Source organism: Romboutsia sp. Marseille-P6047 (assembly GCF_900604535.1).
In the GTDB taxonomy this organism is placed as follows: Bacteria; Bacillota; Clostridia; order Peptostreptococcales; family Peptostreptococcaceae; genus Romboutsia_E.
Genome location: NZ_UWOT01000002.1, coordinates 112,553 through 137,190 on the forward strand (window position 1 = coordinate 112,553; position 24,638 = coordinate 137,190).

The window sequence follows — 24,638 nt, forward strand, 5'->3', positions numbered from 1 at the left end:
GAATAGAGAAATTAGTGTTACTTTGAACCTGATTTCTCTATTTTTTTATTTGTATAAAAATATTTGAAAGTCTAGGTAAAAATAAAAGAGTGAATATTATGTAATAATATGGTAATATATTAAAGTATTAAAAAATATAATGGTGATTAAAATGGACTTTAAAATATTTTTAAAACAAAAAAAAAAAGAGAGAAAATAAAGAAATATTTTTGAATAAAATGAGTTTAAACCAAAAGATAATCTTTTATTTTATATTCCAAATTATAGGGGTTGTAATGGTTGTAAACGTTTTTTGTCAGAAAGTAATAATAAATACTATTATTGATTTAGAAGAAGTTAGAATAAACCAAAAAATTGATAATATAGTGAACTTTTTAGATAATGAGCTAAGTACTGTTCAAAGTATATGTAATGATTATTCTAATTGGAATAAGATGCATGAGTATATTATATTAAAAACTGATGATATTAAAAATGAATATGCCAAGAAGTTTGAAGAAGAATATTTTGCAGAAGTTAATATGTCTTACTTAAAATTAAATTCGATAATAGTTTTAGATAAAGATGGGAATTTAATATATGAATCTTTAGGTAAGAAAGATGATTCAAATAGCTATGAGAATATAAAACATATTAAATATAAAATTTTAAATAAAGAAATTTTTAAAAGTATAAGTGAAGAAAGGTACAGAGCTGGTATTATACCGTATGAAAATAAATTGTATTTTATTTCTATGAATCCCATTCTTGAAGATAATGGAAGCGGACAAAATGTTGGATTTTTATTAATGGGACGAGAAATAACTAAGGAAAAGCTAGAAAAGATTATACCAAAATTTATAATAACAGAATCTAATAGTATAACATCGAAAGAGAATATAAAAACATATATATCTTTACATTCTGATACAAAGAACTTAGAAATTTCTCAAAAAAGTATAAGTATTATGGAAGACTATATTCCTAATATAGAAGGGGATATATATATAAAAGATTTTGAGAATAATAGTTATATAAATTTTAAATTAAGTACTAGTGAAACTTTAATTAATACTATAAACATGACAAGGATATTATTTTTAGGAATTTTAGTATTATATGTAATTATAATAGTTTCAACATGGACATTTTTAAATAATAGCTTTATGTCTAAAATAAATAATATTGTAAAATCAATATCAAAATTGAAGAAATTTAGTTTAGAAAAGCAGTATAAAGATTTAGACACACATGATGAACTTGTCATTGTAGAAAATCAAATTGATACACTAGTAAAAGAGTTAAATAATCACTATAAAGAAATTGTAATTAAATCAAATACAGATGAACTAACTGGTCTTTACAATAGAGTTGGATTTAATAAAGAATTTGAAATATATAAAGATAACTTTAATAAAGAAAATAATAAGGCAGCATTAATATTTTTAGATATAGATAAATTTAAAAATATTAATGATATATATGGTCATAAAATTGGAGATTCAATATTAATAGAATTAGCTAATCGAATATCTAAAACTTTGATAGCAAATAGTATAGTAGCAAGAACATCTGGAGATGAATTTGTTATTTTTGTAAAAGACTATGAAGATAAAGATCATATTAAAGGAATTTACCAAATAATTTAGTTAAATATATGAATAAACCATTTAAAATAGGTAGATATAGTATAAAAGCTACCGTATCAATAGGAATTACATTTTATCCAGATGATAGCAATAATATAAATGATCTTATGGTTCAAGGTGATTTAGCTATGTATAATGTAAAGAAAAATGGAAGAAATAATTATGTTGAATATAATTCATATATGAAAAAATTAGTAACTGGAATATCAATATCTGAAGGTATTAAGTATAAAGAATTATATATGGTTTATCAGCCACAAATAAATCCTAAGACAGGTAATATAGAAGGTGTAGAGTCTCTTGTTAGATGGAATAGTAATACACTTGGATTTGTAGCACCAAATGAGTTTATAAATATAGCTGAAGAAACTGGAACTATACATGAACTTGGTAACTTTATTATAGAAGAGGTATTTAAGCAAATTAATATTTGGGAAGAGATGGAATTTAATATTCCGAAAGTAAGTATAAATATATCTCCAATACAATTAATGAATAAAAATTTCTATAGTAATGTAAATGAAATGTTAGAAAAGTATAAGGTATCAACTGATAAGATTGTATTTGAAATTACAGAAAATTTTGCTATAGAAAATCAAAAGCAAATAGTAGACAATTTAAACGCAATATACAAATCAGGTATAGATATATATTTAGATGATTTTGGTAAAGGATATAGTGCATTAGGATATTTAGAGAAACTTCCAATAAGTGGAGTAAAGATAGATAAACAGTTTATGGACTATATTTGTGAAAATGATAAAATTATAAAAATGATATTTACATTAGCAGAATCTTTAGATTTAAATGTTGTTGCAGAAGGTGTAGAAAATAATGAACAAAAAGAAAAACTTATGAATATAGGAAGTTGTGTAATTCAAGGTTATTTATATAGTAAACCATTATCTGTAAAAGAATTAGAAACTAAATATATATAGTTAAAAAGAGGTTGCTTTAGACAGCCTCTTTTTTAGCTTAGTTATGAATATCTTTAAGTTTTATTTTTACTTTTGGGATAACAGTAAAGAAATAGTATCCATTACCGTTAGGATTAAAGCCCAGTTGACCTTCTGGTATATCATAAACATATATTAGATTAGTAAATCCTGTAGTTTCTTTATCATCAATTATTCCATTTTCGAATTCAATATCTATATCGAAAATACTAGGGCTTGGCAAAGTTTTATTAGGTGCAAGGTAATCTACTATTTGATCTAGTCCAACGAATTGGTTATAATAATTAAATGCTACATTTTTACTTAAGCTTGAAAGTAAAGCAGTATAGTTTCCAGATGCTATAATTCTGCAACCTTGTAGCATAATCGGAATACTTATACTTGGTGAATTAGGGCATACACTAGCTGAAATATCACCACCATATACTTCTTCTGATAAAACTCTAATAAAAGGTGGGTTTATATCATTTGCATATACTAATACATTGTCAATAATGCTAGAAAAATCATTAGGATTATCAGGGTTGCCTATACCATTATGAAGTAAAACCTCTCTTCTAACCTCTATATATATAGGAGGTTGCATTTCATAAGTAGCACAAGATAGACCGTTAGCTAATGGTTTAAAGAATGAATTTTCACTCATATTATACATCTCCTTATAATTGATTTAAATCTATTCTAAAAATTCCTTCTATAAGGTAAACATGTTCACCTGCATCATTAGAGCCAACAGAAGATAATTCAGTATTCATAACTTTAACTTTAAATTCTGGAATAGGGTCACTTGGATTATCTTGAATTAAAACATCCTCATCGTATACGTAAACAATTCCTCCGACAGTTGCGAAATTCATTTTGTTAAGTTGATTATATGGTTCATTATTATCTATTTCAACATTTTCACTTTGAGTTAAAATCTCTGCTCCAACATAATATCCAATATGCCCATCTACTCTTACAACATTTAAATCAACATCATTAACAATTATTGCTTTAGTAGGATCTGTTGGATCACAAGGATTAGGTATAGTTACAGGTTCTGGAAGTGTATAATTTTCTACAGCTTTATAAAAATTAAGATTATCAGTATTTACTGCTATAGATAATTGTATATCATTTACATCTATATCTGTAACATTCATCCAGTTATTTATAACAAGATAGCTTGCAAATTCTATATCTAAATAACCATTACAATTCATTAATATTCCTCCAATATGAATAAAATCTGGAAGGCAAAACCTTCTAATATATATTATTTTAAAAAATGAAAATGGTTCCTTTTATCGACAAATTCTTAAAAAAAAAACTTAGTTGTATAGAGAATTAGGTCAATTTATAGATAATATAATATTTATATAGGAACTGATTAAATAAACAATTCATAATATAACGTAGGAATTTAATTCCATAGGACATTTAATGAAGAGAAGGGGAATAGTTTTGAAAAAAAATATATGTATAGTAGGTATAGGATATATAGGATTACCAACAGCAGCAATGTTTTCTTCATATGGTCATAAGGTTATAGGCGTTGATATAAATGAAAATGTAGTAAACGTTTTAAATAAAGGTAAAATTACAATAACAGAGCCAGGACTTGAAGAATTTGTAAAAAAAGTGGTAAGTAGTGGAAATTTATCTGCTAGTATAGTTCCAAAAGAATCAGATGTATTTATAATTTGTGTACCTACACCTATAAATAAAGATAAAACTGCAAATATAGAACTTGTAATATCTGCAACAAAATCTATAGTTCCTGTATTGAAAAAAGGGAATATAGTTGTGTTAGAGTCAACTTCACCAGTTGGAACAACTGAAGAAGTAATAAAGCCAATATTAGAAAATAGTGGTTTAAATATTGGAAAAGATGTATTATTGGGATATTCGCCTGAAAGAGTAATCCCTGGAAATATTATATATGAATTAAAGCACAATGATAGAGTTGTAGGCGGAATAAATGAAAAATCAGCTAATGAAATAAAAGAATTATATAAAACCATTGTAGATGGAAATATATATACAACTAATTGTAAAACAGCAGAGCTTTGCAAACTAATGGAAAATACTTATAGAGATGTTAATATAGCGTTAGCAAATGAGTTAGCTATGATATGTGAAGATTTAGGAATTAATGTATGGGATGTTATAAAATATTGTAATAAACATCCAAGGGTAAATATTCATAATCCTGGACCTGGAGTAGGAGGTCATTGCTTAGCGGTTGATCCTTGGTTTATAGTTGAAAAAGAACCTAAATTAGCTAAAATAATAGGTTTATCTAGAGAAACTAATGATTTTATGCCAAATTTTATATTTTCTAAAATAGAAAAACTTCTTAAAGATATAAAATATGATAAAAAAATTACAATATTAGGAGCAACTTATAAAGCCAACATAGATGACATGAGAGAAAGTCCTATAATAAAATTAGTAAATATTTTAGAAGATAATGGATATAAAGTTGAAATATATTATACTTTTATAAAAGATAATAATTTAGTAAATGAAGACTTACTCGATAGTTGTAAAGATAGTGATCTAATAATTTTAGGAGTCGATCATGATGAATTTAAAGATTTACCTTGGGATGAAATAAAAAAAGTAGTAAGAGGCAATATAGTATTAGATACTAGAAATTTCTTTAATGAAAATAAAATTAAAAGTTCAGGATTTATATATAAATTATTAGGAAAAATGTAAAATAAAAGTCATTATTTAGTTATGTTCTAAATAATGACTTTTATTTTTATAATACTATAAATTTATAAACAAGATAATCACTTATTAAAGTAGTTTATTTTATTTTATCAACTAGTGCAAAACATTCACTAAAATTTATATTATCTTTTATACTTGAAGATAACTTAATTAAAAATTCTAAATCATATTTAAAAGTATGTTCATTTATATTAGCATGCTTAAAAACTATATGGTTATAAATAGATGTGGAGTATATACTATAGCCATTTTTTATACAATCATCATTAAAATATTTATCTTCTCTTATATTTACATCTCTAAATTTTACCTTATCAAGAACATCTATTTTAAAGCAGAGGGTTGAACCTAGCACTGTGCTAACAAGTGACTTCTCTATACCAAGTTTTTTTAACATAAGTTTTTTATACTTTTCAAAATATAAAAAAGTTTTTGTCTTGCCAATTACCTGACAATCTATTTTTAGAAAAGTATTTATAACTTCATTTAAATAAAAAGATCCATAATAATCATCATCATCAAATTTTGCAATAATATCATAATTACATTTTTGAGATGCAAAATTTAAACATGTACCTAATGTAATATTTTCTGAAAGTTTATAAATATAAATATTGTTGATATTTTTTGTGTAACTATAATATTCTGAAATATTTATATCATCATTATTTATAACAATAATTAATTCTTTATCTTCTAGACTTTGTCTTAAAAAATTACTTATTATATTATTTATACAATTTAATCTTTTCGTTGTAGTAATTACAGATATTTTATTATATATCATAGTTATAAATCCTATATAATGGTAGGATTTAATATTACATTAACTATACCTGTAAATGAATTAGAATTATTAGCGAATTTAAAGGAAGCATTAGTTAATGAATTTATATTTTCCCATATTATAGAAGGTTCATAACAACTTTCATCATCACAGTAAGAACCATTATTAGAAATTTCAGTTATTCCTGGAGTAGAAGAATCTATGTCCTTTAAGAAACTTAAATCAAGTATAAACATACCATCTTCATCAGGATATATAGTTCCAGAATCTATTGTTTGACTAGTAGCAATTACAGTTAAATTATTATATCCATATAGAGTTGATAAATTAGATAATTTATTATTTGATATATTTAATTTTAATAAATTTATAGAAATAGTAATATCACGTAAGCCATCATTAGTTAGACCTGTATTAGATAAATCTAGTTCAGTTATTGATAAATTACTAACTGTTTTAGGATCAATAGGATTGCCTTCAAGAATTAACTTATCAAGTGATGGTAGTAGTGATAAATTAGAAACATCAACTATATTGTTATTGCCTAAATTTAATATTTTCAAATTTACTAAATTTGAGATACTTTCAGGGATAATAGTAATATTATTATTATATAAACTTAAGACTTCTAAGTTAACTAAATTAGTTAAAGGTGCAATATCTACAGATTGTGAAACTTGAAAAGTAGTAAATGACGTGCTAGAAGGTAATCCATTATCAAGATATAATTCTATTAATGTAACTAGGTCTCTAAAAGGTTCATAATTAGTTATATTATTATCTCTAGCTATTAATATTTTTAAGTTATATAAATAAGCAAGATTATTTAATTTAATTGGATCAGATGTTGTATTGGATATATTAAGCTCTACTAAGTTGCCTAAATATTGGAATATATTAAAATTTAAATTAGGATTATTTGATACATCTAATTTATTCAAATTAATCAAATAAGGAAAAACCTCATAAGTTAATTCGGGATTGCTTGATAAATCTAATTCATGTATAGACGCTAATTGGTCTCTTGAAAATTCTCTGTTAGTCAAATCTGTATTTCCTACAGGTTTATTTAATGCTTCTAATGTTTTTTCATCAGTATAGTTTAAAATTATATTAGGTAAAAGTGATATTAAAATATTAACATCTACTTCATATAAATAATAATTATCAAACTCACAAACTGGTCTTACTACAGGTGTTATAGTAGTAAGTTCAACTGAAAAATCACTAGGTGTAATATTTAAAGTATCTCCTGTGTAGCAAAATTTAAAAGGTTTTGCTAAGAATGAATCACTATCAAATCCATATATATCTAAATTATTTATATCATATGGGCAATTTTCAGTTTCTGTTTTTTGTTTATATAAAGCAACAGAGAAGTCTATTAATAATTTTGCGGATATAGAAGTATAATTAATTGTGTAATAACCCTTTGCATCAGGACACTCTCCTATGTTTATAGTATAAGTTTCTTGATTTTTTTCTTGAATATATTGAACATTTCTAACTATAGGTAAGTTAAGATATGTTGTTAACTCAGTATATTTTAAGAATGGATACTGAAATTTACTTTTATCAATCTTAAATAGGATTCTTTTATATTCTATAATTGATCTAGGGTTTTGAAGTTTTTTTAAGCACTCTGCTTCGCTATTTAATGTGGCTGTATTGGACGTAGCATTTACTTCATTGATAGTATTATCGACATTATTTTCACTAGAAATAGAGCTATTAATATTCTGAACTTCTTGTGAAATTATATCTTTTTTTTCTAAACTATCAAGTTTTTCAATAGATATACTGGAATCTATAAATAAATTTTTCAATTTTGAAAAAAAGCTTTCTGATTTATTTATTTTAATCACCTTCTTTTAGATTTTAAATAAAGTTAACTATCACGCTAACCTATCATATAATATGTTTTTTTTTTGACTAGAAGTGATTTATTTATTTAAAATAACATTTTTAATATATTACAAATGTAAATAATTGGAGTATTATAAGAGCAATAAATTTTTATATAAAAGAGGTATAGCAAAAATGTATATAAATATATATATAGATGATGAATTAAATATAAAAGTTAAAAGCCCTAACGAAAGTATACGATTATTAAAAGTTGCATGTGTTTTTGATTCATTTACAATGAAGTGCTATGAAAGCATAGTAGACCTTATACCCATATCATATAATGGATGGAAGGATGAAATTTCAAAAAATAAGCCTGATATATTTTTTGTTGAATCAGCATGGAATGGAATTTACAATACCTGGAACAATAAACTATCAAATAGGAAGCATGATGTAGATGAAAATTTAAAAAGTATTATTCAATGGTGTAATTATAATAATGTTCCAACTGTATTTTGGAACAAAGAAGATCCAGTTCATTATAATAATTTTCTAGACGTTGCTAAGTTATTTGATTATGTATTTACCACAGATGAGGATAGTATAAGTAAGTATAAGGTAGATTTAAATCATGAGAATATTTACACATTGCCATTTGCTGCAAATCCTAAAATACATAATCCTATAAAACTTCAAGATAAAAGAATTGATAAATCATGTTTTGCAGGAAGTTATTATCGAAATAGATATAAAGAGAGAAGAGAAGATTTAAAAAAATTATTTAATTTAGCAATAGAGTATACAGATCTTGATATATATGATAGAAATTATAAATTTAATAATCCTATAACTAGATTTCCAAGTATTTTTAATGATTATATAAAAGGATATTTAGATGTAGACAATATTTATAAAGCTAATAAAGGATATAAAATATCTTTAAATGTAAACTCTGTTAAAAATTCTCCTACTATGTTTTCAAGAAGAGTATTTGAGTGTTTAGCAAGTGGAACTCCAATTATAAGTTCTTACTCATTAGGAATTAATAATTTATTTAGTGGATTAGTAGTTGCTAGCGATAAGGAAGATGAGCTTAGAGAAGAATTTATAAGGCTAAAAGATGATAATTATTACTATGATAAAGTAGTAAGAGGAATTAGGGAGGTATTAAAAAATCATACATATCAAAAAAGATTATCTTTTATATTAGATAAAATAGGAATAAATATTATTAGAAAAAATATAAGTTTAGGTATACTATCAAGGATAGATACTTTAGAAGAATATAAAACATTGAAAGATATATATTTAAAGCAAACTTATAAATATAAAAAGTTATATATACTTACACAAAATAAATTACTATATGATTTTTTACTAAAAATGAATGAAATAGTAGTTATATATTGTGACAAAAATAATATGAAAAAAGATATAAAAAGCTTATTAGATACTGATTATATTGGATTTATAAATACAAAAAATATATATGGGGATTTTTATTTTGAAGACTTAATGATTGGACGATTGTATAGCAATGCTGAAATCATAGGAAAGTGTTCATTTTACGAAATTAATAAAAGTGGAAGTTTAAATCTAGTAAATGAAAATATGGATTTTAGATATGTAGATAATTTAGATTTAGATAAATGTATAATAAAAAAAGAAATACTAAATTGTAATAAATTGGAGGAAATAATAAAGTATATAGATAATAATGAAATAGATGATATAGATTACACGTATTTTTCTATAGACAAAAATAATTTAACGAAAATTAAGTAATCTATAATATAATAAATGTTATGTTATAATTATTTTAAAAGTTAATATACAGAGGAGGATTTTAATGGGGAGGAAATATAGTTTAATTTTATCCCAATATAAAAACTTATATACAAGTAGGATGAAACTTAGACCATTTAGTATGGAAGATAGAAAAGATGTATTTGAGTTTGCTGGAGATGAAGAAGCTACTAAATTCGTAACTTGGGAAGCTCATAAAAGTATAGATCAATCTGCAAATTCAATTTTAAATTATTACAGTAGAGGCGGAGTATATGCTATAGAGCTAAAAGAAAATAAAAAGTGTATAGGATGCTTTGATATAAGAATAGATTCTGAAAATGATAAGGCATCATTTGGATATATATTAAATAGGCAATATTGGAATAAAGGATATATGACAGAAGTTTTAGATTTAATGTTGAAGCTTTGTTTTGACGTATTAAAGTTAAATAGAGTAGAAGCTGAGCATTATACTGAAAATCCAGGCTCTGGAAGAGTAATGCAAAAATGTAATATGAAATTTGAAGGTAGAGGGATTCAAGAGGTTAAAGTAAAAGGAATTTATCATGATGTAGACCATTACGCAATTTTAAAATCTGATTGGATTAAATATAATACAGAAAAGGATGTTGTAAATTAAATGCAACATCCTTTTTGTTTAGAATATTAAAGTGTATAGTTAGCATGCACAGTGGACTTGAAGTTATAAGAACAGTGGGGGCAAATCATTTCTACATCCATAGCTTCATAAGTACCAAATGAACCAGAATTCTTATAAGAGTTTGATATAGTTATATTTCCAAGGTTTTTATCAGACCACACTATTGAATCTTCATTTTTTAAGTTATTATGAGGTGGAACACTTAGTGTTATAAATTCGCCACAATGAGGGCAGTTAAGTTGATAAATATTATTATTATCCATAGCCTAAACCTCCTTTATAGTATATTTTCTATAATAAAATAATAATACCTTCTACTTTTATTATATATGCAAAAAAGTATATACCTATATATTAAGTCAATAAATTAAATATATATTCTATTAATAATAGTCATATATATTAATAATCAATAAAAAGCTAGTATGGGTATTCATTTATAAAATTAATACTTATTGATTTTACGTTACTAGGGAGTGATTAATGGCTAATTATATAGATAGTATAGAGATACATAACTTCAAAGGTATTGAAGATTTAATATTAAGCGATATGAAAAGTATAAATATATTAATAGGAGATAACAACTCTGGAAAAACATCAGTTTTAGAAGCAATTAGTTTTTTAGAAAGGCCTTTTGATTTTTCTATGCATTTAAAAATAGCAGGAAGAAAATATATACAAAGAGGAATTAGATATAATGAAATTCAAGGTATATTTAATGATTGTGATTTAGAAAAAGAAATAGATATAATAGCTGATACTAATAATGGTTCTTGTAAGCTAAATATAAAAGGTGAAGAAGAACTTACTTCTATAGAAGAAGGAGATTATATTAGTATAGAACAAGGACCTTTGTACAAATTTAATTTAAAATATAAATTTAATGATAAGATGAAAAAATATTCTGTTGAAAGTTATAAAAGTAATAATTTAAATTTGATTAGAGATAAACGCGAGTTTTTAAATATATCATATTTAGTTCCTATTGATACTTATGTATTAGGAAATTTATTCAAATCTCTAGATTCAGTTATAAAAAAGGGTCAAAAAGAAGTATTAATTGATTTACTAAAATTATTTGATGAAAATATAGTAGATATAAATTTTACATCAGATAAAGAAATATATATTACTAAGAAAAATAAAGAAATAATGAACATGTCAAGCTTTGGTGATGGTCTAAAAAAATCTATTGCTCTTATATCAAAATTAATAGAGGCTCAAAATGGAATATTACTTATAGATGAGCTAGAAACAGGGATACATAAAGATTTATTGGGAAAAGTATTTAAAAGTATTATTAAAAATATAAAAAAATATAACATTCAAATTATTGCAACAACTCATAGTATAGAAATTTTAGAGATACTACTTGAAAATTTAGATGAAAACTTGGATGATATAGCTTTATATAGATTAGAAGAATTTAGAAATAAACATTATGTAAGACAATTTTCAGGGAAAGATGCTTATGAAATAGTAATCCAAGGTGGTGGTGATTTAAGATGATAAATCAATATATTTTCATAGTAGAAGGTGTTCATGATTTAGCATTAATTTCAAAACTACTTATTATCTTGGATTATGCAGAACTTAAAAAAACAAAAGAATTAGTAAGTCCAATTAATAAATTAATGTTAAGAAGTATTCCAAATACTGAAGATAGAATAGATTGTTATAATGAAATACCATATTTTTTAAAAAAAGAAAATGATTATATAGCAATAATAAATGCTAATGGAGAACAAAACTTATTAAGGGAATTAGATTTAAATTTAAAGAAATTAAAGTTTAAAGAAATGCAAAAACTAACTAAAATAATAGTGTTTTGTGATGGAGACCTTGATAATAGAGAAGAAAAAATAAACAAAATAACTGATAAAAAGTTTAAGAATATAAAAAATATAAAAATGTTTGATGTATCTTATATTAAGCATGGTGGATTAAAAATAACTGATATAGATGATTTTATTATACCATTTGAAGTTTTTGTATTTCCAAATAATAAAGATTTAGGTAGATTAGAAAATGTATTATTAGAAAGCATAGATGTAGTGGATAATGAGCTTTTAAAATCAGTAGAGATATTTTTAAATAATGTTCCTTATAAGTATAAAGAAAAATGGTCGATTAAAAATTCTAAGTCTGATAAAGCAAAAATATCATGCTTAGGAAGCGTATTACATCCAGGTGTGGGTAATAGTTTTCATATAAAGGAAAGTGATTGGATTAGTAAAAAAACTATAAATAAATGTGAATATTTAAGTTATATATATAACTATATAAAACATGAATTGAGATTAAAATATATAATCATTTTATATATGGATAAATTTCTGAAAATTGAGAAAATAAAATTTGTAAAAAGTTTATATAGTACTATACTTATCATAAATAAAATTATTAAACAAAAGGAGTATATTATTATGAAATTAGGAAATTTAGCAAGACGATTTTTTAGCTTTTTTAGCTGGGGCTATTATTATTTTAGCGCTAGAAAATTTTTATGCAAATTTAAGAGAAGCTATTTTCCTAATGAGAATAATGTCTATATGAAGTATAGTTATACCTGTATTATACTAACTAAATACAATATTATAACTTTACAATTTTACTATAGTATGAAAAAGAGCTCATTAGAAGGCTCTTTTTTTATTGAAAAAATAAATATTAATTTAAGGGGGATTTTATAATGAAATTACTAAACAATATTGAAAAGATAGGGAAGATAATGTCAAAGTATATGACTTTTTTAATAATAGGTGCTTGTATATATTCATTTATTAAACCTAAAACATTATTGTGGGTTGTGCCTAATATGAATACAATATTACAAGTTATGATGTTTAGTGTTGGAGTTACAATAAGTTTAGACCAATTTAAAACTGTATTAGAAAGACCAAAAGATGTACTTATAGGAGCTTTAGGTTAGTTTACTATAATGCCATTTGTAGAATATCTTATATGTAAACTTTTAAATTTACCACAAGATATATGCATAGGTCTTATATTAGTAGGAAGTTGTGCAGGTGGGATTTCATCAAATATGATGAGTTTTATTGAAAAAGGGGATGTGGCACTTTCTGTTAGTTTAACAACGGTATCTACACTTATAGCACTAATAGCTACACCAATTATAACATTAGCTTTAGCTGGAAGTTATATAGATGTATCTGTATTATCAATGTTTTTATCAATAGTAAAGGTAGTTTTAGTTCCCATAATAGCAGGAGGTATATGTAATAAATACTTACCTAGAGTTAGTAATGAAGTTGAAAAATGTATACCTATGCAATGTATACCTATGCTATCAAGTGCGGCATTAATGTGCTTGGTAGGTGGAGTAACTGGCAACAGTATTGATAATTTAAAAAGTACAGGAATATTACTATTTACAGCCGTAATAGTGCATAATGTATTTGGTCATTTTTTAGGATATCTTTTAGCCGCAAAATTTGGTATGGGCGAAGAAAAAAGAAGAGTTGTTTCACTAGAAGTTGGTATGCAAAATACAGGTCTAGCTACTACACTAGCAGTAAATCATTTTTCATTAATTGTAGCTTTACCAGCAGCTATTGCAGGAACATGGCAAACAATATTTGCAGTAATACTTTCTAAATACTGGGCAAGTAAGTCAAAGAAAAAAGATACTGAGTTAGAATTAGTAAAAGGTTAGTAATAATTAGTATAATTTCAATAAATAAAAAATATGATTTAATAACAACAAATAAGGACTAGTATTATATAATGCTAGTCTTTTTATATATTAATACCAAGTAATAATAAAAAAGTATATAAGTAAGGGAGAGGGTAAGTTTGGAACAAATAGTAACAATAGTCTTTGCATTATTAGTTGTATGGATAGTTTATAAGTTTTTAAAAGATAAACAATATTCTAATGAGTCATCACTAGGAAATATTGCATCAACTATAGGAGTATTAGGTACCTTTGTTGGTATATCAATAGGACTTTGGAAATTTGACCCTAGTAATATAAGTGAGAGTGTACCCATGTTACTTACTGGTATGAAGATAGCATTTGCAACATCTATAGTTGGTATGAGTGCGGCGATATTTATGAAGTATACTGCATTAAAGCATGAAGACGATGAAAATATAGATGATATTATGGAGCTATTTAATACCATGATAAATGAAAGTAGAGCAGTAAATAATACACTTATAGAAAATCAAAAAAATACGGAACTTGTATTTAATAAAATAAGTGAAGTTTGGATAAGTAATCAAAGTAAATTTACTAGTGATATAAGCAATGAAATTTTGAAATTAAATAATAATACAATATCTAAACAAAATGAGCTTATAGACGAATTTAAAAAATTAGGTGAAACTTTCAAAATTTTAAATAACGGAGTAGAGAATTTATTATCTTGGCAAGAAAATTATAAGAATACAATAGAAATGACAACAAAAGAATTAAATACAGTGGTAAAATCAATAACTTATATAGATGATTCTATAAAAGATATATCACAAAATTCACTATTAATAAAAGAAAACAATGAAAACCTAAGTGATATTTTAAGAGATATAAAATGTGCTCAAAGTATAATTGTAGATGGAACAAAATCAATAATTAGCATATCTCAAAAAGCCGAGCAGTCAATACCTCTAATAAATTCATATTTTGAAAATATAGACACTAATACAAATGAAGCTGTAAACAACCTACAAGGTTCACTTTATGAAAATATACATAATGTAGAAGCGCATTTAGAAAATATAGTATCTGAGGTTATATCAAAAGTTGAAGAAAATAAAAATATATTTAATGAAGAAGTTAAAAATTATATAAGTGAATTTAAGAAAATGGTATACGATATAAATTTATGCATACCAGAAATAAGCAACAGTCTACAAAGAAGTAGTGATAAATTTAATAATGAGTTAAGTTCATTTACAAGAGAAATTCAAAATGCACTACAAGAAAATTATAACTGCATAAATCATCAAGTTAATAATTTAAAAAAATCTACAATTAGTATAAATAATAATTTAGATAATACAATTTCACAATCAACTAAAAGATTAGAAAATATGAATATAGCAACACAAAATCAAATAAAAATTATGGTAGAAGATATGGAAGATATATTTACAAGAAAAATTGAGCATTTAGATAACACTCTTGAAATAGAACTTGAAAAGTCTTTAAATTCATTAGGTAAACAATTAGCTACTATATCTAATAGATTTGCTAAAGATTATATACCTCTTGCTGATAAGTTAAAGGATGTAGTTAAAATAGCAGAAGGAGTTAGATAATATATGAGCAAACTTGATAAATTTAAAAGAAAGAAAAAAACGGAAGAAAATGGATTTTCTTCAATATCAGATCTCATGTCAGGTCTAATGATAATATTTTTATTTATATCAGTAGCTTTTATGAGTAGGGTTGTAGATGAAAATATAAAAATAAAAAAACAGCAAGAAACAGTTGAAAATATAGTAGAAACTTATGAAGAAAATAAAGTAAACTTATATGATGATTTATATAATGAGTTTAAAAGTGATATGAATGGTTGGGATATGGAAATAGATAAGGATGGTACTATAAGGTTTAAAGAACCAGATGTTTATTTTGAAAAAGGTAAATCAGAACTTAAAGATGAATTTAAAGAAATATTAAATTCATTTTTTCCTAGATATATAAAGTTAGTATATGATAATTACAAAGATAATGTAAATGAAATAAGAATAGAAGGGCATACGTCTAGTGAATGGGAAGAAAATTCAACTAAGAAAGAGTCATATTTTGGAAATATGGAATTATCTCAAGATAGAACTAGAAATGTACTTAATTATGTTATGAATATGGATGAATTACAAGTATATGAAGATTGGCTTATTGATAATATAACTGCAAATGGAATGTCTTATAGTAAGCGTATATTAAAAGAAGATAATACTGAAGATGAAAGTGCATCTAGAAGAGTTGAGTTTAAAATTATTACTAATTCAGAAGAAACTATTAATGATATTTTAGATAATTATAATGAGTAGAGGTATATTATGAGATTACCTGATTTTAATGAAAATAGAGTTTTTACAAACATAATAGACAATATGAAAATTAAAAAAGATGAGTATGTTGATTGTAATTTTAATGTTGAATATAAAAGTATTCAATTTAATGATAAAAGTTACACAAGAGATTGGGCAAATGTTGCTCAAAGTTATATGATATCAAAAGGTTGGGCTTGTGAAGAGTGTGGACTTGATTGTTCACTTACTAAGTACTATTTACATGTTCATCATATTAATGGAAATAGATATAATAATAGTTATAGAAATTTAAAATCATTATGTAGAAAATGTTATTTAGAGTTAAATAAACCATATTGCAAATAAGCAATATGGTTTATTTTTATTATTTTAATATTAAGATGTCAAATCAGTTTCTTTTTTTATAAATCTATTAGCATACATTAAAAGTACACCAGTAATAGGCACTGATAATAATATACCAATAAATCCTGTATATTTACTAGCAAATGTAACAGCTAATATTGTAAATATAGGAGGAACACCAACTTGTTTTCCTACAAAGAAAGGCTCAAGTACAGCACTTTCTAATTGTTGAACTATTATCATTACTATTAACACAACTATAGCTTTATCAAGAGAGAAGAATAAGTTAACAACTACAGCTACCACTGTACCGATTATAGGTCCAAAGAATGGTATCATATTAGTAATACCAGCAATTATACCTAAGAATAAAGCATATTTAGATCCTACAATAGAAAGAATGATTATACATATAACTGAATAAATGGCTGAATCAGTGGCTTTTGCAACTATATATACTCCTATATTTTTATCTAAAACATTAACAAATTCTTTTACGACTAAGTAATACTTTTTCAATAATTTTTTAGATAAAATATTTATTACATTTATACATTTTTCTTTAGATAATAGTAAATAAACAGATATAACTATTCCTAAAAATACATTAAATACATAAGAGACTATGGTACTAGTAGTGTTTATTATCATTTCGCTAAGTATACTAGCTGTTGATGTAGATAGTGGAAGCAATATATTTGTTATAAAGTCATTTATTTGAAGCTTTATTTCTTGGTTATTTATATTAAACTTATAATTTGTAGATAGATTATTTATAAATTCTTGTATACTATCAACACCTTGAGGTATATAAGCATAAATATCATTTATATTTGATTTTATAACTGGAATTATAAATAGCCAAGAAAATATTATTACTGCTATTACAAAACCATAAACTATAGCTAATGATATTGGTCTTTTAAGTTTAAATTTATTTTCTAAAATTTTTAAAGGTTGATTAAGTATATATGCTATTACAAAACCTATAAAAAATGGAGCAAGTAAATCACTAATATTAGATAAATTTATTGCTATAAAATTCGATATTGAAGAAAAATGTTTTAAAATTAGTATTCCTATAAAGATAAGTATAATTGGAATTACGTATTTTATAGATTTATATAATTCATCTTTTATTTTGTTCATATTTTAATACCTTCCTTATTAAAAATAAAAAACCTCTAAAGATAAATTCATTTAATGAATGAAAATATCTTTAAAGGTCTTGCAAACAAGATTTCTTGCTAATCAACCGGGATCTTAATCCGAAATGACGATTGATTATCACATTTGTGAAAGCTACTCCCCTTTAAGGAACTCAATTATATAGATTAAATTATATTATATGTTATGTTTAATATCAACAATTATTATTTATTATAGATAAAATAAATATATAAATTAAAATAAAACAACTGTTTAATGGTTAATATATTAATGAGTTTGAGATGAGGGGTATATAGATTTAGAGGTCTATAAGTTTATTTTGATATAAGGAGGATGGTTATGAGCAATAAAAAGATTTTTTTGTCAGAATTAAAAGATGGAAATATAAAAGTATCTCTTATGGTAATGAAGAAATTATACAAAGATGGAAACAAAGTTGTATATTTATTAAGTGATAAAAGTGGATACATAAATGGAAAAGTAGCTCAAAAAATCAAATTAGAGCCAGGTCAAGTTATAGAAATAGAAGGAAATAAAGACTATACAATAGATATTACAAATTTAAAGTTAATTGAAAATTATGAACTAGAGGATTATCTTGTAAGTGTAAAAAGACCTATAGAAGATATAATGAATGATATAGAAGAATTAACTAAAATATATATAACTTCACCACAAGGCAAAATGTTAAATGATTATTTTTTTAAGGATGAAAAATTCTTAGACAAGTTCAAAAAAGGTATAGGTGGTGTATCTATGCATCATAATTATATCGGTGGACTTGCAGAGCATACTCTTAATGTAATGTATTTAACAAGTGTACTTTGTGATAGATATGATTGTAGACATAAGGAAATAGCAGTTCTTAGTGCAAAGCTACATGATATAGGAAAGATTTATGAGTTAGATTATAACGGTCCTTTTAAATATACTTTAGAGGGAGAATTAGAAGGTCATATTGTTATAGGCATTCAAATGATAGATAGAGCAATTATTGATTTAGATATTCCATTTAGTGATGATTTTATTAGAAGAATTAAGGGGTGTATAGTACAACACCATGGTAAACTTGAATATGGTTCTCCAAAATCTTGTAATATGGAGGAATCATTTATATTAAATTATGCAGATACTGTTGATGCTACTATGAATAAGATAGAACAATTAAAGGAAAATACAAGAGAAAATACATGGTCATCATATGATAGAAGGATAGAAACTAAGCTTTATCTTTAATCATTAAAATAAAAGTAGTAAGTAATATTATTAAAAAACATTATGAAATATGTTAAAAATATAAATATTTAGAATTTAAATTATTCTATTGACGATGTCAACTAAAAGGTCTATAATTGCTTTTATCAATTTATGAATTAATAAAAATATACACAAAGGAGACATCGGTATGGAAAGTACAGTAGAAGCAATATCAGCAAATAATTTAATTTTAATATTTGCAATTATAGGTGTCACAGGTATAGTTTTAGGAAGAGTTAGTGAAATACTAAAAATTCCAGATGTAATACTATATCTAATCGCAGGAATTATAATCGGGCCATCAATGCTAAATATAATAAGTATACAATCTTTTCCAGTAGAAAATAATCTTATACTTACATTTGGATCAGCATTTATATTATTTGAAGGTGGTAAAGAAATAAATTTAAAAATATTAAATAAAGTAAAGCTTAGTGTAGGTATGTTAGCAACAGTAGGAGTTGTGATATCAGCACTTATAGTAGGCGGTGTATCAAGTAAGGTATTTGGACTACCTATAATGACAGCACTACTTTTAGGATCAGTAATTGCATCAACTGACCCAGCAGCGCTTATACCAGTATTTAAGCAAGTTAGTATAAAAGATAAAATAAAGCAAACAGTAGTAAGTGAATCAGCGTTTAATGATGCTGTAGGAGCAATACTAGTATCTACATTACTAGGGGTTGTAACTAGTGGAGAGTTTTCAGCACTAGATAGTGTAAAAGAATTACTAATGTCTGCAGGAGTAGGAGTAGGAGTAGGTATATTAGTTGGATATGTATTAACAGTATTCGTTTCTGATAAGAAAATAGGAGTATTCCACTCATATGCACCTATCATGGCAATACTTAAAGTTGCTTTAGCTTATGAAATAGCTATTGCACTTGGAGGTAGTGGATATATGGCTGTATTTATGGCAGGGCTTATATCAGGAAATAAAAAACTATTTGGACTTTGGATACCAGAATACGATTTTCAGTCTATACACCATTTTTCAGAGAGTGTAGGAACAATGTGTCGTATGTCTATATTCGTGGTTTTAGGAACACAAGTAGACTTAAACTCACTTGTAAAATATTGGGCTCCAGCATTAGTAATAGTATTAGTTTTAATGTTTGTAGCAAGACCATTATCAGTTTTAATATGTACAGCATTTGATAAAAATTCAAAATGGACTTTTAAAGAAAAATTATTTATGATGTGGGTTAGAGAAACAGGCGTTATACCTGCTGCATTATCAGGAATAATTGTTTCTATGAAACTTCCAGGATATGAAATTATATCATCAGTAGTATTTATGACTATTTTAGTTACTCTTATAGTACAAGCAAGTACTACAAAGATGGTTGCAAAAAAACTTGGTGTTTTAGAAGATGAATCATTAGATGAATTACAAGAAGCTATATAAATAATATAAAAGGAGATAATTTTATTTTGAAATTATCTCCTTTTATATTATTTATACAAGTAATTATATATAAATTGATTCTTATTATTATAATTTAGTATAATAAATAAGAGAATATAGCTGAAAGGAATTATTTATGATGAAGAAAAAATTTATAGATATGAAAAAAGAAGAATTTGAATCATTTTTTAATATACTAGAAAAATCATTTCCAGATAATGAAAGAAGAAAATATGTAGATCAATTATCTCTTTTAGATAAAGAAAACTATAGACCCCTTATTTTTAAAGAGAGGGATGAAGTACTAGCAATAATGGCTACATGGGAGTTTGAAAAATTTGTATTTATAGAGCACTTAGCAGTTGATAATAAATTAAGAGGAAAAGGTGTAGGAACCTCTTTAATTGATAATTACTTAAAAGAATGCAACAAAGAAGTATTTTTAGAGGTAGAACCCCCACAATGTGAAATATCTACGAAAAGAATTAAATTTTATGAAAAGTTAAATTTTTATTTAAATGATTTTTATTATTTACAACAACCTTTAAATGAAGGAGATTTACCATTTGAATTAAAAATTATGAGCTATGATAAAAAGATAGATTCAAAAGACTTTGAAGAATATAAAAATATTATATATAAAGAAGTATATGGAAAATAGATAATTTAAATATAATAAAATATAGAAAATCAACATAAATTTCTATATAAAATAATATACCTATACTAATGTATAATAGGAGGTATTTATATGGATTATAGAGATTTATACGATGGCATAGATGAACCTATTGAATTAGGGGATGGAACTTATATAACACCTATTAACTTTGATAATGGAGCAACAACGCCGCCCTTTAGAAGTGTAACAAAATTAATTTCAGATAATATAAAATATTATGGACCTATTGCTAGAGGCGTAGGATTTAAAGGTGAGTATTGCACTACCATGTTTAATAAGGCTAGAGATACTATATTAGACTTCTTTGGCTTAGGTAGTTGCAATACTCATACTGTAGTATATACAAAATCTGATACAGAGTCATTAAATATACTAGCAAATATACTTATAAAAAATAAAGAAGATATGATTCTTACAACTAGAATGGAACATCATGCTAATGATCTACCCTTTAGAAAATTAGGAAAAATGGTTTATGTAGATGTAGACTGTTTAGGAAGAATTAATATAGATGATATAGAAAAAGAGCTTATAAAAGCAAATGGAAAAATTAAAATTGTAACTATAACAGGTGCATCAAATGTAACAGGATATGTTACACCAATACATGATATTGCAAAATTAGCTCATAAATATAATGCAATTATAATAGTTGATGGAGCACAATTGGTAGCACATAAAGAGATTAATATGAACGGAAATTGTGCAGAAGAATCTATAGACTTCTTAACATTTTCAGCACATAAAGCTTATGCACCTTTTGGAAGTGGAGCTATTGTTGGAAGAAAAGAATATCTAAATCAATCAGATCCATTCTTATCTGGAGGTGGATGTGTTGCAGGTGTATTTGATGAGAGTATTATTTGGACATCAATACCAGAAAAGTTTGAGGCAGGAACTCAAAACTTTTTTGGTGTAATATCAATGGCACAAGCATTAAATGATTTAAAAAATATTGGATTTGAAAATATAGGAGAACATGAGTCTAACCTAAAAAACTATATTATAAATAATATGAAAAGTATAAAAAATGTAGTTATGTATGGAGACACAAATAATACTGATGATAGACTAGGTGTAATAACATTTAATGTTAATGAAAGAAATTACGAAGATTTAGCTATAAAAATGGCTACAGAAAAAGCAATATCACTAAGAGCAGGTAAATTCTGTGCACACCCATATGTATATAGACTGTTAGGAGCTAGTGATAGTGATGCATATAGAGATATAGTTTCAGGGGATTATTACTATGGTATGGTAAGAGCGAGTCTTGGTCTTTATAATACAAAAAATGAAGCAGATAATTTTTTAAATCATTTAGAATTTATTGCAAATAGAAGAAATCCTAATCGTAGATATAGAAGATCTAAAGGAATAATAAGATTTTAAAATTTAAAGAAAGTTTTATTTGACATAAGTATATGATGATAGATATAATCTATAATCAGAGAAAAATTATAAATAATAATCTAGAGGTGAATTATGACAAATGATATGACAAAAGGAAGTCCATTAAAGATTTTCATGTTATTTTCAATACCACTACTTATAGGTAATATATTTCAACAATTATATAGTATGGTTGATACTATAATAGTTGGAAGGTTTGTAGGCGTTGATGCACTTGCGGCAGTAGGTTCTACAGGTTCTATGTTCTTTTTAGTAAATGGTATGATACTAGGACTGACTAGTGGTTTTTCGGTATTAGTATCACAAAAATTTGGAGCAAAAGATGAGGTTGGTCTTAAAAAAGCTGTAGCAAGTAATATAAAGTTAACAATAATCTCAACAATTATAATGACTACAGTTTCTTTAATAGTAAAAAATCCATTACTTTCTCTTATGAATACTCCAGATAATATTTTTAATGATGCAAACACATATATAACTATAATATTTGCTGGTATATTTACTCAAACGGCTTATAATATGGCAGCAGGAATATTAAGAGCATTAGGGGATAGTAAAACTCCTCTATATTTCTTAATAGTATCTTCAATACTTAATATAGTTTTGGATTTAGTGTTTATTATAAACTTTAAAATGGGTGTAGCAGGAGCGGCTTATGCTACAAATATAGCTCAAGGTATATCTGCAATATTATGCTTAGTATATAGTTATAAAAAGTTTAAAGTTTTAAGACTTAAAAAAGAAGACTTTAAGGTAGAAAAAAGCTATTATAGTACACATTTAAAAATTGCTATACCAATGGGATTACAATTTTCAGTGACAGCAGTTGGTATAATTATAGTTCAAAGTGCTGTAAATGTATTTGGTTCAAATATAATAGCAGCATATACAGCATCGTCTAAAGTACTTCAATTAGTTATGCAACCATTAGTATCATTTGGAGTTACTATGGCTACTTATGCAGGTCAAAATTTAGGTGCGAAAAGATTTGATCGTATAAGAAATGGTGTTAGTATAATGAATAAAGTTTCTATTGTAACAAGTTTAATTGCAGGAGCTGTTTTAGTTTTCTTTGGAAAGTATTTCGTAATGCTATTTATGGAAAATCCAAGTGCGGAGATAGTTGGATATACTCAAGAAGTGCTTAATTATTCTGCAATTTTTATGATATTCTTAGGATTTATATTTGTCTATAGAAATGTACTACAAGGTATGGGAGAATCTTTTATACCAATGATGGCAGGAGTTTATGAATTAGTTGCTAGAAGTATAGTTGCATTTACTCTTCCTAAATTTATTGGATTTACAGGAATATGTTTATCAGATCCACTTGCTTGGATAGCCGCAGCTGTTCCTTTAATGTTTGCTTATTATAGCAAAACTAAAAAGATTATAGATGAAAATGAAAAGGAAAAGAATATTGCGACTGTATAGTATAATTTAAATTAAAAAAGCTTAGAGTAAACACTCTAAGCTTTTTTTATAAAATAATGCATATTATATATTATAAAAAGTATTGTGCAAAACACAGTACTGTGTTATCTTAAAAGTAGGTATTATGTTTTACACAGTACTATGCATTTTATACAAGATAAAGAATAAGAAAGGAGTAGTTGATGAATACTCAATTTAGAAAAGGTGTTCTTGAAATTTGTGTTCTTACATTAATATCAAAAAATGATATGTATGGATATGAAATAGTTCAAAATATCTCAAAAGTAATCGAAGTAAATGAAGGAACAATATATCCTATACTTAGACGACTAACGAAAGAAGGATATTTCGAAAACTATATATTAGAATCAAGTGAAGGGCCAGCAAGAAAGTATTATAAAATAACAAAAGATGGTATAGAAAATTTAAATAGGTTAAAAGAAGAATGGAATGAGTTTGTAGTGGCTGTAAACTCATTTATAAATGATTAAGGAGGGATAA

At 25.1% G+C, this 24,638-nt stretch carries 24 protein-coding genes; 18 read left to right on the top strand and 6 right to left on the bottom strand.

The features are described 5' to 3' along the window. Positions 1-275: 275 nt before the first annotated feature. Both EIH23_RS02440 and EIH23_RS02445 read left to right on the top strand, forming a co-directional pair. Positions 276-1,628: a diguanylate cyclase domain-containing protein gene (locus EIH23_RS02440; RefSeq protein WP_164488958.1), complete on the top strand. Its 1,353-nt coding sequence runs from the start codon at positions 276-278 to the stop codon at positions 1,626-1,628. An 8-nt stretch (positions 1,629-1,636) separates the two neighbouring features. Beyond that, complete coding sequence (locus tag EIH23_RS02445; protein WP_122638633.1) at positions 1,637-2,566, top strand: putative bifunctional diguanylate cyclase/phosphodiesterase; 930 nt, start codon at positions 1,637-1,639, stop codon at positions 2,564-2,566. 37 nt (positions 2,567-2,603) lie between these two features. Here the strand turns inward: EIH23_RS02445 and EIH23_RS02450 are convergent, their stop codons facing one another. Further along, complete coding sequence (locus EIH23_RS02450; protein ID WP_122638634.1) at positions 2,604-3,230, bottom strand: hypothetical protein; 627 nt, start codon at positions 3,228-3,230, stop codon at positions 2,604-2,606. A gap of 13 nt (positions 3,231-3,243) precedes the next feature. Next, a complete protein-coding gene (locus tag EIH23_RS02455; protein WP_122638635.1) occupies positions 3,244-3,789 on the bottom strand; it encodes a hypothetical protein in 546 nt (181 codons plus the stop codon). A gap of 241 nt (positions 3,790-4,030) precedes the next feature. Here EIH23_RS02455 and EIH23_RS02460 point away from each other — a divergent pair, with 241 nt between their 5' ends. Beyond that, entirely contained in the window at positions 4,031-5,290 is a 1,260-nt protein-coding gene (locus EIH23_RS02460) for a nucleotide sugar dehydrogenase (protein WP_243113303.1), read from the top strand. Positions 5,291-5,384: 94 nt separating this feature from the next. Here the strand turns inward: EIH23_RS02460 and EIH23_RS02465 are convergent, their stop codons facing one another. Beyond that, a complete protein-coding gene (locus EIH23_RS02465) occupies positions 5,385-6,095 on the bottom strand; it encodes a glycosyltransferase (RefSeq protein ID WP_122638637.1) in 711 nt (236 codons plus the stop codon). 11 nt (positions 6,096-6,106) lie between these two features. Continuing rightward, positions 6,107-7,921: a leucine-rich repeat domain-containing protein gene (locus EIH23_RS02470; protein ID WP_164488959.1), complete on the bottom strand. Its 1,815-nt coding sequence runs from the start codon at positions 7,919-7,921 to the stop codon at positions 6,107-6,109. Positions 7,922-8,135: 214 nt separating this feature from the next. Between EIH23_RS02470 and EIH23_RS02475 the strand changes: the two genes are divergently transcribed. Further along, positions 8,136-9,731: a CgeB family protein gene (locus EIH23_RS02475; protein WP_122638639.1), complete on the top strand. Its 1,596-nt coding sequence runs from the start codon at positions 8,136-8,138 to the stop codon at positions 9,729-9,731. A 64-nt stretch (positions 9,732-9,795) separates the two neighbouring features. Further along, a complete protein-coding gene (locus EIH23_RS02480) occupies positions 9,796-10,374 on the top strand; it encodes a GNAT family N-acetyltransferase (RefSeq protein ID WP_122638640.1) in 579 nt (192 codons plus the stop codon). A gap of 26 nt (positions 10,375-10,400) precedes the next feature. Here EIH23_RS02480 and EIH23_RS02485 read toward each other — a convergent pair whose 3' ends face one another. After that, on the bottom strand, positions 10,401-10,658 hold the full coding sequence (locus tag EIH23_RS02485; protein ID WP_122638641.1) for a hypothetical protein: 258 nt from the start codon (positions 10,656-10,658) through the stop codon (positions 10,401-10,403). Between the two features lie 220 nt (positions 10,659-10,878). On the opposite strand from EIH23_RS02485, the gene EIH23_RS02490 reads away from it, so the two are divergent. The 7 genes from EIH23_RS02490 to EIH23_RS02520 all read left to right on the top strand — a co-directional run bounded on the left by EIH23_RS02490 (position 10,879) and on the right by EIH23_RS02520 (position 16,770). After that, positions 10,879-11,907 (top strand): AAA family ATPase, encoded by a 1,029-nt coding sequence (locus EIH23_RS02490; RefSeq protein ID WP_122638642.1) that lies wholly within the window; start codon positions 10,879-10,881, stop codon positions 11,905-11,907. Next, the gene (locus EIH23_RS02495) at positions 11,904-13,091 is read left to right on the top strand and encodes a DUF3226 domain-containing protein (protein WP_122638643.1); all 1,188 of its coding nucleotides are present in this window, start codon (positions 11,904-11,906) and stop codon (positions 13,089-13,091) included. The genes EIH23_RS02490 and EIH23_RS02495 overlap by 4 nt, the downstream gene beginning before the upstream one ends. Next, entirely contained in the window at positions 13,091-13,330 is a 240-nt protein-coding gene (locus tag EIH23_RS02500) for a hypothetical protein (protein ID WP_122638644.1), read from the top strand. The genes EIH23_RS02495 and EIH23_RS02500 overlap by 1 nt, the downstream gene beginning before the upstream one ends. Positions 13,331-13,339: 9 nt before the next feature. Beyond that, positions 13,340-14,074, top strand: coding sequence for a bile acid:sodium symporter family protein (locus EIH23_RS02505; RefSeq protein ID WP_122638645.1), 735 nt, complete (start codon positions 13,340-13,342; stop codon positions 14,072-14,074). 140 nt (positions 14,075-14,214) lie between these two features. Beyond that, positions 14,215-15,684, top strand: coding sequence for a hypothetical protein (locus EIH23_RS02510; protein WP_122638646.1), 1,470 nt, complete (start codon positions 14,215-14,217; stop codon positions 15,682-15,684). A gap of 3 nt (positions 15,685-15,687) precedes the next feature. Then, positions 15,688-16,422, top strand: a complete 735-nt coding sequence (locus tag EIH23_RS02515) for an OmpA family protein (RefSeq protein WP_122638647.1) — start codon at positions 15,688-15,690, stop codon at positions 16,420-16,422. Between the two features lie 9 nt (positions 16,423-16,431). Beyond that, the gene (locus EIH23_RS02520) at positions 16,432-16,770 is read left to right on the top strand and encodes an HNH endonuclease signature motif containing protein (protein WP_122638648.1); all 339 of its coding nucleotides are present in this window, start codon (positions 16,432-16,434) and stop codon (positions 16,768-16,770) included. Between the two features lie 30 nt (positions 16,771-16,800). Here the strand turns inward: EIH23_RS02520 and EIH23_RS02525 are convergent, their stop codons facing one another. Further along, on the bottom strand, positions 16,801-17,919 hold the full coding sequence (locus tag EIH23_RS02525) for an AI-2E family transporter (RefSeq protein WP_122638649.1): 1,119 nt from the start codon (positions 17,917-17,919) through the stop codon (positions 16,801-16,803). Positions 17,920-18,279: 360 nt separating this feature from the next. On the opposite strand from EIH23_RS02525, the gene EIH23_RS02530 reads away from it, so the two are divergent. The 6 genes from EIH23_RS02530 (at position 18,280) to EIH23_RS02555 (ending at position 24,628) form a co-directional block, all read left to right on the top strand. After that, complete coding sequence (locus EIH23_RS02530; RefSeq protein WP_122638650.1) at positions 18,280-19,176, top strand: 3'-5' exoribonuclease YhaM family protein; 897 nt, start codon at positions 18,280-18,282, stop codon at positions 19,174-19,176. A 169-nt stretch (positions 19,177-19,345) separates the two neighbouring features. Beyond that, positions 19,346-20,608: a cation:proton antiporter gene (locus EIH23_RS02535; RefSeq protein WP_122638651.1), complete on the top strand. Its 1,263-nt coding sequence runs from the start codon at positions 19,346-19,348 to the stop codon at positions 20,606-20,608. Between the two features lie 136 nt (positions 20,609-20,744). Continuing rightward, positions 20,745-21,269: a GNAT family N-acetyltransferase gene (locus tag EIH23_RS02540; RefSeq protein WP_122638652.1), complete on the top strand. Its 525-nt coding sequence runs from the start codon at positions 20,745-20,747 to the stop codon at positions 21,267-21,269. A 90-nt stretch (positions 21,270-21,359) separates the two neighbouring features. Beyond that, positions 21,360-22,682 (top strand): aminotransferase class V-fold PLP-dependent enzyme, encoded by a 1,323-nt coding sequence (locus EIH23_RS02545; protein ID WP_122638653.1) that lies wholly within the window; start codon positions 21,360-21,362, stop codon positions 22,680-22,682. Positions 22,683-22,775: 93 nt separating this feature from the next. After that, entirely contained in the window at positions 22,776-24,137 is a 1,362-nt protein-coding gene (locus EIH23_RS02550; protein ID WP_122638654.1) for an MATE family efflux transporter, read from the top strand. Between the two features lie 182 nt (positions 24,138-24,319). Continuing rightward, positions 24,320-24,628 carry a PadR family transcriptional regulator gene (locus tag EIH23_RS02555; RefSeq protein ID WP_122638655.1) on the top strand — a complete coding sequence of 103 codons (309 nt, stop codon included), beginning with the start codon at positions 24,320-24,322 and terminating at the stop codon, positions 24,626-24,628. The last annotated feature ends 10 nt before the right edge of the window (positions 24,629-24,638 follow it).

Coding starts and splice junctions, on each gene's coding strand:
- EIH23_RS02480 (WP_122638640.1), top strand. CDS start 9,796: ATGGGGAGGAAATATAGTTTAATTTTATCCCAATATAAAAACTTATAT.
- EIH23_RS02505 (WP_122638645.1), top strand. CDS start 13,340: ATGCCATTTGTAGAATATCTTATATGTAAACTTTTAAATTTACCACAA.
- EIH23_RS02525 (WP_122638649.1), bottom strand. CDS start 17,919: ATGAACAAAATAAAAGATGAATTATATAAATCTATAAAATACGTAATT.
- EIH23_RS02465 (WP_122638637.1), bottom strand. CDS start 6,095: ATGATATATAATAAAATATCTGTAATTACTACAACGAAAAGATTAAAT.
- EIH23_RS02485 (WP_122638641.1), bottom strand. CDS start 10,658: ATGGATAATAATAATATTTATCAACTTAACTGCCCTCATTGTGGCGAA.
- EIH23_RS02455 (WP_122638635.1), bottom strand. CDS start 3,789: ATGAATTGTAATGGTTATTTAGATATAGAATTTGCAAGCTATCTTGTT.
- EIH23_RS02450 (WP_122638634.1), bottom strand. CDS start 3,230: ATGAGTGAAAATTCATTCTTTAAACCATTAGCTAACGGTCTATCTTGT.
- EIH23_RS02500 (WP_122638644.1), top strand. CDS start 13,091: ATGAAATTACTAAACAATATTGAAAAGATAGGGAAGATAATGTCAAAG.
- EIH23_RS02545 (WP_122638653.1), top strand. CDS start 21,360: ATGGATTATAGAGATTTATACGATGGCATAGATGAACCTATTGAATTA.
- EIH23_RS02530 (WP_122638650.1), top strand. CDS start 18,280: ATGAGCAATAAAAAGATTTTTTTGTCAGAATTAAAAGATGGAAATATA.
- EIH23_RS02550 (WP_122638654.1), top strand. CDS start 22,776: ATGACAAATGATATGACAAAAGGAAGTCCATTAAAGATTTTCATGTTA.
- EIH23_RS02520 (WP_122638648.1), top strand. CDS start 16,432: ATGAGATTACCTGATTTTAATGAAAATAGAGTTTTTACAAACATAATA.
- EIH23_RS02515 (WP_122638647.1), top strand. CDS start 15,688: ATGAGCAAACTTGATAAATTTAAAAGAAAGAAAAAAACGGAAGAAAAT.
- EIH23_RS02540 (WP_122638652.1), top strand. CDS start 20,745: ATGATGAAGAAAAAATTTATAGATATGAAAAAAGAAGAATTTGAATCA.
- EIH23_RS02475 (WP_122638639.1), top strand. CDS start 8,136: ATGTATATAAATATATATATAGATGATGAATTAAATATAAAAGTTAAA.
- EIH23_RS02440 (WP_164488958.1), top strand. CDS start 276: ATGGTTGTAAACGTTTTTTGTCAGAAAGTAATAATAAATACTATTATT.
- EIH23_RS02445 (WP_122638633.1), top strand. CDS start 1,637: ATGAATAAACCATTTAAAATAGGTAGATATAGTATAAAAGCTACCGTA.
- EIH23_RS02490 (WP_122638642.1), top strand. CDS start 10,879: ATGGCTAATTATATAGATAGTATAGAGATACATAACTTCAAAGGTATT.
- EIH23_RS02555 (WP_122638655.1), top strand. CDS start 24,320: ATGAATACTCAATTTAGAAAAGGTGTTCTTGAAATTTGTGTTCTTACA.
- EIH23_RS02495 (WP_122638643.1), top strand. CDS start 11,904: ATGATAAATCAATATATTTTCATAGTAGAAGGTGTTCATGATTTAGCA.
- EIH23_RS02535 (WP_122638651.1), top strand. CDS start 19,346: ATGGAAAGTACAGTAGAAGCAATATCAGCAAATAATTTAATTTTAATA.